Annotated in this window: 11 protein-coding genes and 5 tRNA genes; 3 read left to right on the top strand and 13 right to left on the bottom strand. The window is 51.6% G+C overall.

Annotated features, from left to right (window positions below; translation table 11 throughout):
- Positions 1 to 4: 4 nt before the first annotated feature.
- From emrB to AACU19_RS19910, 3 genes are all read left to right on the top strand, one after another.
- A complete protein-coding gene (gene emrB, locus AACU19_RS19920; RefSeq protein WP_032184969.1) occupies positions 5 to 1,543 on the top strand; it encodes a multidrug efflux MFS transporter permease subunit EmrB in 1,539 nt (512 codons plus the stop codon).
- A 254-nt stretch (positions 1,544 to 1,797) separates the two neighbouring features.
- Entirely contained in the window at positions 1,798 to 2,505 is a 708-nt protein-coding gene (locus AACU19_RS19915; RefSeq protein ID WP_105278424.1) for an RNA ligase family protein, read from the top strand.
- Complete coding sequence (locus AACU19_RS19910; RefSeq protein WP_039021926.1) at positions 2,502 to 3,614, top strand: ATP-binding protein; 1,113 nt, start codon at positions 2,502 to 2,504, stop codon at positions 3,612 to 3,614. The genes AACU19_RS19915 and AACU19_RS19910 overlap by 4 nt, the downstream gene beginning before the upstream one ends.
- Before the next feature lie 44 nt (positions 3,615 to 3,658).
- On the opposite strand, the gene luxS is transcribed toward AACU19_RS19910, so the two are convergent.
- From luxS to recA, 13 genes are all read right to left on the bottom strand, one after another.
- Entirely contained in the window at positions 3,659 to 4,174 is a 516-nt protein-coding gene (luxS, locus tag AACU19_RS19905; RefSeq protein WP_039021925.1) for an S-ribosylhomocysteine lyase, read from the bottom strand.
- A 149-nt stretch (positions 4,175 to 4,323) separates the two neighbouring features.
- Positions 4,324 to 5,880, bottom strand: a complete 1,557-nt coding sequence (gene gshA / locus AACU19_RS19900) for a glutamate--cysteine ligase (RefSeq protein ID WP_000611789.1) — start codon at positions 5,878 to 5,880, stop codon at positions 4,324 to 4,326.
- 72 nt (positions 5,881 to 5,952) lie between these two features.
- Positions 5,953 to 6,381: a YqaA family protein gene (locus AACU19_RS19895; RefSeq protein WP_039021924.1), complete on the bottom strand. Its 429-nt coding sequence runs from the start codon at positions 6,379 to 6,381 to the stop codon at positions 5,953 to 5,955.
- Positions 6,378 to 6,944, bottom strand: coding sequence for a fructose-1-phosphate/6-phosphogluconate phosphatase (yqaB, locus tag AACU19_RS19890; protein WP_039021923.1), 567 nt, complete (start codon positions 6,942 to 6,944; stop codon positions 6,378 to 6,380). Before yqaB ends, AACU19_RS19895 begins: the two co-directional genes overlap by 4 nt.
- Positions 6,945 to 7,154: 210 nt before the next feature.
- A tRNA-Arg gene (locus AACU19_RS19885) sits at positions 7,155 to 7,231 on the bottom strand.
- 102 nt (positions 7,232 to 7,333) lie between these two features.
- A tRNA-Arg gene (locus AACU19_RS19880) sits at positions 7,334 to 7,410 on the bottom strand.
- Between the two features lie 62 nt (positions 7,411 to 7,472).
- Positions 7,473 to 7,549 (bottom strand) — tRNA-Arg (locus tag AACU19_RS19875).
- A 199-nt stretch (positions 7,550 to 7,748) separates the two neighbouring features.
- Positions 7,749 to 7,825, bottom strand: a tRNA-Arg gene (locus AACU19_RS19870).
- A 3-nt stretch (positions 7,826 to 7,828) separates the two neighbouring features.
- Positions 7,829 to 7,921 (bottom strand) — tRNA-Ser (locus AACU19_RS19865).
- 315 nt (positions 7,922 to 8,236) lie between these two features.
- Entirely contained in the window at positions 8,237 to 8,422 is a 186-nt protein-coding gene (gene csrA, locus AACU19_RS19860) for a carbon storage regulator CsrA (protein WP_000906486.1), read from the bottom strand.
- Between the two features lie 234 nt (positions 8,423 to 8,656).
- A complete protein-coding gene (gene alaS, locus AACU19_RS19855) occupies positions 8,657 to 11,287 on the bottom strand; it encodes an alanine--tRNA ligase (RefSeq protein WP_105276637.1) in 2,631 nt (876 codons plus the stop codon).
- 127 nt (positions 11,288 to 11,414) lie between these two features.
- Positions 11,415 to 11,915, bottom strand: coding sequence for a recombination regulator RecX (gene recX, locus AACU19_RS19850; RefSeq protein WP_000140516.1), 501 nt, complete (start codon positions 11,913 to 11,915; stop codon positions 11,415 to 11,417).
- A gap of 67 nt (positions 11,916 to 11,982) precedes the next feature.
- Positions 11,983 to 13,044 carry a recombinase RecA gene (gene recA, locus AACU19_RS19845; protein ID WP_000963143.1) on the bottom strand — a complete coding sequence of 354 codons (1,062 nt, stop codon included), beginning with the start codon at positions 13,042 to 13,044 and terminating at the stop codon, positions 11,983 to 11,985.
- Positions 13,045 to 13,079: the final 35 nt, after the last annotated feature.

The following is a 13,079-nucleotide window of genomic DNA, read 5'->3' as shown; positions in this document are numbered from 1 at the left end:
TGTGATGCAACAGCAAAAACCGCTGGAAGGCGCGCAACTGGTCATTATGACGATTGCGCTGTCACTGGCGACATTCATGCAGGTGCTAGACTCCACCATTGCTAACGTGGCGATCCCCACTATCGCCGGGAATCTGGGCTCATCGCTCAGCCAGGGAACGTGGGTAATCACTTCTTTCGGGGTGGCGAATGCCATCTCGATCCCGCTTACCGGCTGGCTGGCAAAGCGCGTCGGGGAAGTGAAACTGTTCCTCTGGTCAACCATCGCCTTTGCTATTGCGTCGTGGGCGTGTGGTGTCTCCAGCAGCCTGAATATGCTGATCTTCTTCCGCGTGATTCAGGGGATTGTCGCTGGGCCGCTGATCCCGCTTTCGCAAAGTCTGTTACTGAATAACTACCCGCCAGCAAAACGCTCGATCGCGCTGGCGTTGTGGTCGATGACGGTGATTGTCGCGCCAATTTGCGGCCCGATCCTCGGCGGTTATATCAGCGATAATTACCACTGGGGCTGGATATTCTTCATCAACGTGCCGATTGGCGTGGCGGTGGTGTTGATGACACTGCAAACCCTGCGCGGACGCGAAACCCGCACCGAACGGCGGCGGATTGATGCCGTGGGGCTGGCGCTGCTGGTAATTGGCATCGGCAGCCTGCAGATTATGCTCGACCGGGGTAAAGAGCTGGACTGGTTCTCATCACAGGAAATTATCATTCTCACCGTGGTGGCGGTGGTGGCTATCTGCTTCCTGATTGTCTGGGAGCTGACCGACGATAACCCGATAGTCGATCTGTCGTTGTTTAAGTCGCGCAACTTCACCATCGGCTGCTTGTGTATCAGCCTCGCGTATATGCTCTACTTCGGCGCGATTGTTCTGCTGCCGCAGTTGTTGCAGGAGGTCTACGGTTACACGGCGACCTGGGCAGGTTTGGCCTCTGCGCCGGTAGGGATTATTCCGGTGATCCTGTCGCCGATTATCGGCCGCTTCGCGCATAAACTGGATATGCGGCGACTGGTAACCTTCAGCTTTATCATGTATGCCGTCTGCTTCTACTGGCGTGCTTATACCTTTGAACCGGGTATGGATTTTGGCGCGTCGGCCTGGCCGCAGTTTATCCAGGGCTTCGCAGTGGCCTGCTTCTTTATGCCGCTGACCACCATTACGCTGTCTGGTTTGCCACCGGAACGACTGGCGGCGGCATCGAGCCTCTCTAACTTTACGCGAACGCTGGCGGGGTCTATCGGCACATCCATCACCACCACCATGTGGACTAACCGCGAGTCGATGCACCACGCACAGTTAACCGAGTCGGTAAACCCGTTTAACCCGAACGCTCAGGCGATGTACAGCCAACTGGAAGGGCTGGGGATGACGCAACAACAGGCATCAGGTTGGATTGCCCAGCAGATCACTAATCAGGGGCTGATTATTTCCGCCAATGAGATCTTCTGGATGTCAGCCGGGATATTCCTCGTCCTGCTGGGGCTGGTGTGGTTTGCTAAACCGCCATTTGGCGCAGGTGGCGGTGCGGGCGGTGCGCACTAAGGTTGTTAAAGGGAGCTGCGGCTCCCTTTTTATTTGCTCATTCTGTAAACGGTTGTTTTATCATCTCAAACGGTGTATCTTTTCGCCGCCCCAAACTCTTCCATTCACCATTAACCGGTTCTGAGCATTCGCTCAGGTTGTTAACTCACTTTTTTCTTCGCCCTCGCTTTCGCGGGTGATACTCACATTTTTTTAACCCCATAACTCGCACCCTCGCGGGCGTACGTTTATTACACAAAAAATAATGGATTATTATGAATACCCAACGTAAATACGGGAGAACCTGGCATTACCCCTTCTCCCCTGGCACCACCAGCGATGACCGTATTAACACCGATTACTGGCAGGATTTACAGGCCATCACGCAATTGGTGCACACAGAAAAACTCGACGGTGAAAATAACTGCCTTAACCGCTACGGCGTGTTTGCCCGTTCCCATGCCGCGCCTACACAATCGGCATGGACCTATAAAATTCGCCAACGCTGGCAACTGCTGAAAAACGATCTCGGCGATCTGGAGTTGTTTGGTGAAAATCTTTATGCCGTTCATTCGATTGAATATCGCGCCCTGGAGCAGGATTTTTATCTGTTTGCCGTTCGCTGCCAGGATATATGGCTGAGCTGGGAAGAGGTGCAGTTTTACGCCGCTCTGTTTGATTTCCCCTGCGTTCCCAAAATCTCCGGCCCGCAGCCGGGGAATGATGAAAAAAGCTGGCAACGTGATTTTCTGGCGCTGACCAATGCGCGCGGCGCGTTCGATCCCTGGGATACGCAAACCGGGCAACCCTGTACGCTGGAAGGCATTGTCAGCCGGAATAGTGATGCGTTTTCCGTCGCTGACTTTTCGCATAACGTCTTCAAGTATGTACGCAAAAATCATGTCAAAACCACCGAGCACTGGAAACGCCACTGGCGACGGGCGCGGATGGCCCATGAGTTCGCTTATGGAGAACAGTCATGATTTGGCAACTTACCGACGACAAACGCTGGTCGACGCTACGCCAGCGTTTTAGCTGGGTTGAGGATATGCATAACACGCCGCAAGCCCCGGAGCATCATGGTGAAGGCGACGTTGGTGTGCATACTGAAATGGTGCTGAACGCACTCGTTGCGATGGCTGAGTTTCAGCAACTCCCCGCTCAGCAGCAGGAAATTTTATGGGCGGCGGCGTTATTGCATGACGTTGAAAAGCGCAGTACTACCGTGCAGGAAAACGGACGTATTCAGTCTCCAGGCCATGCTCGTCGGGGTGAATTGACGGCCCGACAAATTTTATGGCGCGATATCCCGACGCCGTTCGTGCTACGCGAGCAAATTGTTGCACTGGTGCGTCTGCATGGGTTACCGCTATGGTTACTGGAACGTCCGGAACCGGAGCGTTTGCTGCTCACGGCTGCAATGCGTATCGACACACGTCTGCTCGCTTTGCTTGCTCGTGCCGATCTGCTTGGTCGCCATTGTCATGATCAGCAATCAATGCTGGAACGCATCGAGCTGTTCGAGCTATTTTGCCAGGAGCAACAATGCTGGGGAAAAGTGCGTTCATTCGCTTCGGATTCCGCACGCTGGCATTACCTGACCCATGAACAAAGTTCTCCTGATTTTGTTCCCTGGGAGGCTGAATCTTTTGAGGTTATTTTGCTGTGTGGTTTACCGGGTATGGGCAAAGATCGCTTTATCAGTGAACAGTGCCAGAGAGTGAACGTTATCAGCCTTGATGATATGCGGCGGCGAATCAATGCCAGTCCGGACGACAAAACCGCCACCGGGCGTATTGTGCAACAGGCAAAAGAAGAAGCGCGCGTTTTTTTACGCCAGAAGAAGCCGTTCATCTGGAATGCAACGAACATTACCCGCCAGTTGCGTAGCCAGCTCATCAGTCTGTTTACGGCTTACGGTGCACGAGTAAAAATCGTTTATCTGGAAGTACCGTGGGCGCAATGGAAGCAGCAAAATGCCAGGCGCGAGTATGCCGTTCCTGAAGCGGTCGTGATGCGGATGGCCTCAAGGCTGGAAGTTCCTCAACCTGATGAAGCACATAGCGTGGAATATCGGGTGACTGACAGGTAATAAAAACCGGGCGGTGATATCACCTGCCCGGCCTCTTCAATTGACTAGATGTGCAATTCCTGCAACTTTTCTTTCGGCAGCGCCAACTCTTCGTTGCTGTTGATGCGTACGTCACGTTCCAGGATATTACGCGCAATATCCTGCGCTTCCTGCAACGAATGCATCTGATAAGTACCACACTGGTAGACGTTCAGTTCCGGGATCTGATTCTGATCCTGCACTTTCAGCACGTCTTCCATTGCCGCTTTCCAGGCATTAGCGACACGCTGCTCATCTGGCGTACCAATCAGACTCATATAAAAACCGGTGCGGCAGCCCATTGGCGAGATATCGATAATCTCAACGCCATTACCGTTAAGATGGTTACGCATAAAACCAGCAAACAGGTGCTCCAGGGTATGGATCCCTCTTTCTGGCATCACTTCTTTGTTCGGCACGCAGAAGCGCAGATCGAACACGGTGATTGCGTCGCCATGCGGGGTGTTCATTGTTTTCGCCACCCGAACTGCAGGCGCTTCCATCCGGGTATGATCGACTGTGAAGCTATCTAACAACGGCATTTAGCCACCTCCGGTAATTTTTTTAAAAATTTTCTGAACTCTTTCTTCCCAGGCGAGTCTGAGTATATGAAAGACGCGCATTTGTTATCATCATCCCTGAATTCAGAGATGAAATTTTGGCCACTCACGAGTGGCCTTTTTCTTTTCTGTCAGGCGTGTTTTTCCAGCCACACCGCAAACGGTTCGGTATCAGCGGCTTCCATTTCCTGCTGACGGCGTACAGACGCCTCGCGCTCGGCTACAAAATCCTCTTCACGCAGAATTTCCAGCGGCTCTTCACGCAGCAGATTACGGTACGCTTCAGCAAACGCTTTACCTGTTCCGCCAATACCAGTATCAATCATAGACCTTAAGATACGGGCAGAGAAAGTCAGATCGGGATTATCGAAGCAGGCGACCAGTTCATCACACACTTTCTGGTACGCTTCGCCGCCGTTAATGCTATCCAGCGTTTGCGCCACGCGTTTTAGATCGCGGAACAAATCTTTCCCCACCTGCGGCAACGGGAACTGCGCGGTTTCGCAGCCGATACCCAGCGTCAGGCCCGGTTTGCGACCTTCGAGGATCACCCGGTTCCAGTTAACGCGTGTACAGGCAAGTTCGCTACTGCTCATTTCCGGTGCATCAGCCAGCGCACACCAGACCATAAACAGGTCGAGGAATCGCACCTGTTGTTCATCTACACCAATCGGCGAGAACGGGTTGATGTCCAGCGAACGCACTTCAATATATTCAATGCCGCCACGTAGCAACGCATCAGAAGGCGACTCGCCGCTGTGGGTCACGCGTTTTGGACGAATAGGCGCGTACAGTTCGTTTTCAATCTGCAGCACATTGCTGTTGATTTGCAACCGCTTACCGTCTTTCTCAATACCAATCTTTGCGTACTCTTCCGATGGCGTTTTGATTGCCTGTTTAAGGCCCGCTACGTACTCGTAGAGATCGTTAAAGGTGATACCAAGATTGCTTTGCGATTTGTTGGTATAGCCAAGATCGCTCAAACGAAGAGAGGTCGCATACGGCAGGTAATACATACCGCACTCAGTTTTCTCAAACGGCAGCGACGTTGGTTTTCCTTGCAAGAAAGAAGAACAAATCGCCGGAGACGCGCCAAACAGATAAGGAATGACCCAACCGAAACGATAGTAATTGCGAATAACGCGGAAATAGCCCGCAGAAATTTTCTCTTTGGCATCAGCGCCCGAGATATCGCCGCACTTCGCTTGCCAGAATGCCATGGGCAAAGAGAAATTGTAGTGCACGCCGGAAATGGTTTGCATCAGCGCGCCATAGCGATTTTTCAGCCCTTCACGGTACAGCGTTTTAAAGCGTCCGGTGTTAGAAGTGCCGTACTGTGCCAGTTCGATGTCCTGACCTTCTGCGATATAGCATGGCATACTTAACGGCCACATCCGCTCATCGCCCATATTGCGCGCCGTATAGCGATGCAGATCGCGCATAAAGGTCAGCATATGTTCAATATCACCATCCACTGGTGTAATAAATTCCAGCAATGCTTCCGCAAAATCGGTAGTAATCCATTTATGCGTCAGTGCGGAACCTAATGCTTCAGGATGACCTGTTGTTGCCAGTGTGCCATCAGCATTAACACGCAAAGTTTCGCGCTCAAGCCCACGCTGTATCCCCTTTAACGCCTGAGGATGTTTTTCCAGCCAGGCCAGCGCCTGTGATACGTCCGGGATCAAATTGACCTCCCGCCTGTCAAAATCGTTTTAATTAGCATAACTGTAATGGTGACCATGTGTGCAGGCCTACAATTAGTGCCACCATATCATGCCCTGAACGGTCGCTGCTGCAACTGCAACATAACGTAACGCTTTACCAAGACACAAAAAAAAGATTACTGGCCCCCAGGAGATGCGCATCCATCCCGCTAACAGACACAGTAAATCACCAACCACGGGCATCCAGCTTAATAATAGCGTGACTGCACCATAGCGTTTCAGCCAACCAGTAGCTTTCTCTTGCCAGCGCGATGTTTTACGCAATGGAAAGAAACGCCCAAGGATAACGTTAGTTAACCCTCCAAGGCTATTACCCATTGTTGCTGTTAACACTAAAACCCAGGGATGACTTACCCCGGAAAGCAACATTGCAACCAGCACGACTTCGGAATTACCGGGTAATAGTGTAGCGCTGAGGAAACTACTGGCAAACAACGATAAAAGCGATAAAGCTTCACTCACAGCAAGCGAACATCCACAGCGTCCATGCCTGCAGCACGGGCCGCCTGAATACCGAAATCAGCATCTTCAAAGACCACACACTGTGTTGGTTGCACGCCCATATGCTGCGCGCACAACAAAAATGTGTCTGGCGCAGGTTTATGATGTTTGACGTGATCGGCAGCAACGACGGCGTCAAAATAACGGCGTAATCCCAGGTGCGTTAGCAGTGCCTCAGCGATGGCGCTTTCACTCCCCGTTCCTACAGCCATTGGTCGACGTCCGTGCCAGCTTTTCACCACTTCAACAAGGGGGAGTGGTTCGACGCTATCGAGTAACATGCTTCTGACTGCTTCTGTTTTTTCACGCGCCAGCGCATGCGGGTCGAGATCGGCCTGATTCAGTTCAATAATCGCCTGAGCAATGCGCCACGTGGGCGAGCCATTAAGCGCAATCATCGCCTGAACATCGTACTGAAGACCATAGTGTCCTAATACTTCGCGCCACGCTTTACGGTGCGTAGGCTCCGTATCCAGGATTGTGCCATCCATATCAAAAATTAAACCTGCATAACGCTCGTACATGGTCTTCTCGCAAGTCGAAAAATATGACGCTACTTTAGCGTAATTGCTTGATTTTGTCGCTGATGGCGAAGGAGAAGAATATTCAGGTTATAGATAAAGTAGTTATTTAGAAATGAAATATTTTTGAAGGAAATTTGTGGGAGAAGATGGTGCCTGCGGTTAGTACCGCTACCTCTTCGATACGTTCATTGCTGAAGGTTACGGAGAATATGGTGCATCCGGGAGGATTCGAACCTCCGACCGCTCGGTTCGTAGCCGAGTACTCTATCCAGCTGAGCTACGGATGCATCGGGAAAACTTATTTTACTGCTGATATTGATACCGCTACTAAAGCCATATCAAATAAGAAAATCCATCTTAACCATCATCACTGATGATTACGGAAAATATGGTGCATCCGGGAGGATTCGAACCTCCGACCGCTCGGTTCGTAGCCGAGTACTCTATCCAGCTGAGCTACGGATGCATCGGGAAATTTATTTTACTGCTGATATTGATATCGCTACTAAAGCCATATCAAGTAAGAGATGGTGCATCCGGGAGGATTCGAACCTCCGACCGCTCGGTTCGTAGCCGAGTACTCTATCCAGCTGAGCTACGGATGCATCGGGAAACTTACTTTACTGCAGATTTTTTGATACCGCTACTAAAGCCGTATCAAGTAAGAGATGGTGCATCCGGGAGGATTACTCGCCTTACGGCTCGCCCTTCGGGCCGTTGCTAAAGCAACGTTATCCTCCCTGGTGCTTGCGGTTAGTACCACCACCTCTTCGACACCTTCATCGCTGAAGATTTCGTAGAATATGGTGCATCCGGGAGGATTCGAACCTCCGACCGCTCGGTTCGTAGCCGAGTACTCTATCCAGCTGAGCTACGGATGCAAATGGCGGTGAGGCGGGGATTCGAACCCCGGATGCAGCTTTTGACCGCATACTCCCTTAGCAGGGGAGCGCCTTCAGCCTCTCGGCCACCTCACCACACGCCTCTTACGAGTGCTTCGAAGAACTTGTTTATCGCTCATCGTCGCTGCGTGGCGCACATATTACTTTCTGAGACTTATAAGTCAAACAATTTTTCCCACACTTTTATCGTTTGCACACTTCACGCTCAATTAGTCTGTAAAAACGTCAAAAAGAGTGTTTTATCAACAGAAAAACGGAGGTCTGACAGATAGCAGTAATGCAAAAAAATGGAGACTAAAGTTGAATGAACGGGAGTAAAGCGAAAAAACAATGGAGTGAAGGAGGAATTTTGAGGGTGCGTCTCACCGATAAAGATGAGACGCGGAAAGATTAGTAACTGGACTGCTGGGATTTTTCAGCCTGGATACGCTGGTAGATCTCTTCACGGTGAACAGAAACTTCCTTCGGGGCATTTACGCCAATACGTACCTGGTTGCCCTTTACCCCTAAAACTGTCACGGTGACCTCATCCCCAATCATGAGGGTCTCACCAACTCGACGAGTCAGAATCAGCATTCTTTGCTCCTTGAAAGATTAAAAGAGTCGGGTCTCTCTGTATCCCGGCATTATCCATCATATAACGCCAAAAAGTAAGCAATGACAAACACATTACATGTAAGCAGTCATGGCATTACATTCTGTTAAACCTAAGTTTAGCCGATATACACAACTTCAACCTGACTTTATCGTTGTCGATAGCGTTAATGCGAATGCCGTGAAGCGAGTCCACGGCATTGCCTGACGCTTATATTATTGCAATTTCGCGCTGACCCAGCCTTTCACACTGGCTAACGCTGCAGGTAAGGCCGCAGCATCCGTACCACCGGCTTGCGCCATGTCAGGACGTCCACCACCCTTGCCGCCCACCTGCTGAGCGACCATACCAATCAGTTCCCCTGCTTTCACACGATCTGTGACGTCCTTAGATACGCCTGCAATCAGAGAAACCTTACCTTCGGCTACCGTTGCCAGCACGATAATTGTCGACCCCAGCTGATTTTTTAAATCGTCAACCATGGTACGCAACATTTTCGGCTCAACACCGCTAAGCTCGCTAACCAACAGCTTAACACCATTAACATCAATTGCCTTACTGGAAAGATTTGCGCTCTCCTGTGCGGCAGCTTGTTCTTTAAGCTGTTGTAACTCTTTTTCCAGCTGACGCGTACGTTCCAGTACTGAGCGCACTTTATCAGCCAGATTATTGCTATCGCCTTTCAACAGATGTGCGACTTCGCTTAAGCGATCGCTGTCTGCATGGACGGTGGCGATAGCGCCTTCTCCGGTTACCGCTTCGATACGACGAACACCTGCAGCAGTACCCGATTCAGAGATGATGCGGAACAGACCAATATCACCGGTGCGGCTTGCGTGAGTACCGCCACACAGCTCGGTGGAGAAATCGCCCATGCTCAACACGCGTACGCGCTCATCATACTTCTCGCCAAACAGCGCCATCGCACCTTTCGCTTTCGCCGCTTCGAGATCCATGATGTTGGTTTCGATCGGCAAGTTACGGCGAATCTGCGCGTTCACCAGGTCTTCAACCGCACGAATCTCTTCTGGTTTCATCGCTTCGTTGTGTGAGAAGTCGAAGCGCAGCACTTTGTCGTTAACCAGTGAACCTTTCTGCGATACATGAGTACCCAGAACCTGGCGCAGCGCAGCGTGCATCAGGTGCGTTGCGGAGTGATTCAGACGAATACGAGCGCGACGAGCCTCATCAACATCAGCCTGCACCGCGTCGCCCACTTTCAGAGAACCCGCAGCAAGTTTACCGATATGACCAATCGCCTGGCCGTATTTCTGCGTATCTTCCACCGCAAAGGAGAAGTTAGCACCTTTCAGTTCGCCTTTATCGCCAACCTGACCGCCAGATTCCGCATAGAATGGCGTTTGATCCAGCACGACTACCGCTTCCTGGCCTGCATTAATGGCATCAACCGCTTTACCATCAACAAACAGCGCGGTCACTTTGCCGTTCAGTTCCAGATGGTCATAGCCTTTAAATTCAGATGCACTGTCAACACGGATCATTGCGTTGTAATCGGCACCAAAGCCGCTGGCTTCGCGCGCACGACGACGCTGCTCTTCCATTGCTGCTTCAAAACCAGCTTCGTCAACTTTGATGTTGCGTTCACGACAAACATCAGCCGTCAGGTCAACCGGGAAACCGTAGGTGTCGTACAGACGGAAAGCAGTTTCGCCATCCAGCGTATCGCCAGAAAGTTTCGCCAGCTCTTCGTCCAGCAGCGCCAGACCGCGCTCCAGAGTGCGGGCAAACTGTTCTTCTTCAGTCTTCAGCACCTGCTCAACCTGTGCCTGCTGGCGTTTCAGGTCTTCACCCGCAGAGCCCATAACGTCGATCAGCGGACCAACCAGTTTGTAGAAGAAAGTTTCTTTCGCGCCGAGCATATTACCGTGACGCACTGCGCGACGAATGATACGACGCAGTACATAACCACGGTTTTCGTTGGACGGCATTACGCCATCCGCGATCAGGAACGCACAAGAACGAATGTGGTCAGCGATTACGCGCAGCGATTTATTGCTCAGATCGGTCGCGCCAGTGACTTTCGCTACCTCCTGGATCAGCGTGCGGAACAGGTCGATGTCATAGTTAGAGTTAACGTGTTGCAGCACCGCAGCAATACGTTCCAGACCCATACCGGTATCTACAGACGGCTTCGGCAGCGGTTCCATCGTGCCATCTGCCTGGCGGTTGAACTGCATGAAGACGATGTTCCAAATCTCAATGTAACGGTCGCCGTCTTCTTCCGGACTTCCCGGAGGGCCACCCCAAATGTGGTCGCCATGATCGTAGAAGATTTCGGTGCACGGGCCACACGGACCAGTGTCACCCATCTGCCAGAAGTTGTCAGATGCGTATGGCGCACCTTTGTTATCGCCGATGCGAATAATACGTTCGCGCGGGATCCCTACTTCTTTTTCCCAGATTTCGTAGGCTTCGTCGTCGCTTTCATAGACGGTAACCCACAGACGCTCTTTCGGCAGGGCAAACCATTTTTCGCTGGTCAGCAGTTCCCATGCAAACTGAATAGCATCGTGTTTGAAATAGTCGCCGAAGCTGAAGTTGCCCAGCATTTCGAAGAAGGTATGGTGACGCGCGGTGTAACCGACGTTTTCCAGGTCGTTGTGTTTACCACCTGCACGCACGCAGCGTTGGGAAGTGGTAGCGCGGGAATAATTACGCTTGTCGAGCCCAAGGAACACATCCTTGAACTGGTTCATCCCGGCGTTGGTAAACAACAAAGTTGGGTCGTTATGGGGTACCAGGGAGCTGCTGGCAACTACCTGATGTCCCTTACTATGGAAAAAGTCGAGAAACGCCTGACGGATCTCAGCGGTGCTCTTGCTCATAATTATCCTGAAATCAAGCTAACGAAATATCGCCACCAGCTACAGCGTGTCTTAACCGCCGGGCTGGTAACTGAAAAGTGGGAATAAGATAAGTTTTCTTGACTGGGAAGTAAAATACCGTATGCGTTCAGTCGGCAAAATTTCGCCAAATATCCTGGATATCCTCCATCAGATAGCCGCGATAGAGCAGAAAACGCTGGATCTTAACTTTTTCTGAAAAGACAGTTGGCAAAGGTTCGCCATATTTTCGCGTCGCCTGATCGCGCGCCAGTGCGCACCAGTCGATGTCACATTCACGCATCGCTTTTTCTGTCGCTTCGCGGGAAATACCTTTCTGATTCAGTTCCTGGCGAATACGCGCAGGTCCATAACCTTTGCGGCTACGGCTGGCGATAAAGCGCGCAACAAATCGGCTGTCATCGAGATAGCCATGTTCATGGCACCAGGCAATAACACGCTCGTAATCTTCTACCGTGGCATCAATCTCTTCGGGGCCATTTTTGCCCATGATCGGTGCCGCGAGTTTACGCCGCAGTTCTTGCTCACTGTGATCGCGCACCGCCAGAATGCGTACCGCACGATCCAACAGGCGAGCATATGCCGGGCGACGGGATGTTGATTCTGTCATGGCATACCCTTACAACTTAAAAAGCAAAAGGGCCGCAGATGCGACCCTTGTGTATCAAACAAGACAATTAAAAATCTTCGTTAGTTTCTGCTACGCCTTCGCTGTCATCTACAGAGAAATCCGGCGTTGAGTTCGGGTTGCTCAGCAGCAACTCACGTACTTTCTTCTCGATCTCTTTCGCAGTTTCCGGGTTGTCTTTCAGCCAGGCAGTCGCATTCGCTTTACCCTGACCGATCTTCTCACCTTTGTAGCTGTACCACGCGCCCGCTTTCTCGATCAGCTTCTCTTTCACGCCCAGGTCAACCAGTTCGCCGTAGAAGTTGATACCTTCGCCGTAGAGGATCTGGAATTCAGCCTGTTTAAACGGCGCAGCGATTTTGTTCTTCACCACTTTCACGCGGGTTTCGCTACCCACCACGTTTTCGCCCTCTTTCACCGCGCCGATGCGACGGATGTCGAGACGAACAGAAGCGTAGAATTTCAGCGCGTTACCACCGGTAGTCGTTTCCGGGTTACCGAACATCACACCAATTTTCATACGGATCTGGTTGATGAAGATCAGCAGCGTGTTGGACTGCTTCAGGTTACCCGCCAGCTTACGCATCGCCTGGCTCATCATACGTGCCGCAAGGCCCATGTGAGAATCGCCGATTTCGCCTTCGATTTCCGCTTTCGGTGTCAGTGCCGCCACGGAGTCAACGACGATAACGTCTACTGCGCCAGAACGCGCCAGAGCGTCACAGATTTCCAGTGCCTGCTCGCCGGTGTCCGGCTGGGAGCACAGCAGGTTGTCGATATCGACGCCCAGTTTACGTGCATAGATTGGGTCCAGCGCGTGTTCAGCATCGATAAACGCACAGGTTTTACCTTCACGCTGGGCTGCGGCGATCACCTGTAACGTCAGCGTGGTTTTACCGGAAGATTCCGGTCCGTAGATTTCGACGATACGGCCCATCGGCAGACCACCTGCCCCAAGCGCGATATCCAGTGAAAGCGAACCGGTAGAGATGGTTTCCACATCCATGGAACGGTCTTCACCCAGGCGCATGATGGAGCCTTTACCAAATTGTTTCTCAATCTGGCCCAGTGCTGCCGCCAACGCTTTCTGTTTGTTTTCGTCGATAGCCATTTTTACTCCTGTCATGCCGGGTAATACCGGATAGT

The organism is Escherichia sp. MOD1-EC4550 (assembly GCF_963876935.1).
In the GTDB taxonomy this organism is placed as follows: Bacteria; Pseudomonadota; Gammaproteobacteria; order Enterobacterales; family Enterobacteriaceae; genus Escherichia; species Escherichia coli_F.
The sequence above is the reverse complement of the archived record's forward strand: the minus strand, read 5'-3'. Positions and strand labels throughout refer to the sequence as shown.

Coding starts and splice junctions, on each gene's coding strand:
- emrB (WP_032184969.1), top strand. CDS start 5: ATGCAACAGCAAAAACCGCTGGAAGGCGCGCAACTGGTCATTATGACG.
- AACU19_RS19915 (WP_105278424.1), top strand. CDS start 1,798: ATGAATACCCAACGTAAATACGGGAGAACCTGGCATTACCCCTTCTCC.
- AACU19_RS19910 (WP_039021926.1), top strand. CDS start 2,502: ATGATTTGGCAACTTACCGACGACAAACGCTGGTCGACGCTACGCCAG.
- luxS (WP_039021925.1), bottom strand. CDS start 4,174: ATGCCGTTGTTAGATAGCTTCACAGTCGATCATACCCGGATGGAAGCG.
- yqaB (WP_039021923.1), bottom strand. CDS start 6,944: ATGTACGAGCGTTATGCAGGTTTAATTTTTGATATGGATGGCACAATC.
- csrA (WP_000906486.1), bottom strand. CDS start 8,422: ATGCTGATTCTGACTCGTCGAGTTGGTGAGACCCTCATGATTGGGGAT.
- alaS (WP_105276637.1), bottom strand. CDS start 11,287: ATGAGCAAGAGCACCGCTGAGATCCGTCAGGCGTTTCTCGACTTTTTC.
- recX (WP_000140516.1), bottom strand. CDS start 11,915: ATGACAGAATCAACATCCCGTCGCCCGGCATATGCTCGCCTGTTGGAT.
- recA (WP_000963143.1), bottom strand. CDS start 13,044: ATGGCTATCGACGAAAACAAACAGAAAGCGTTGGCGGCAGCACTGGGC.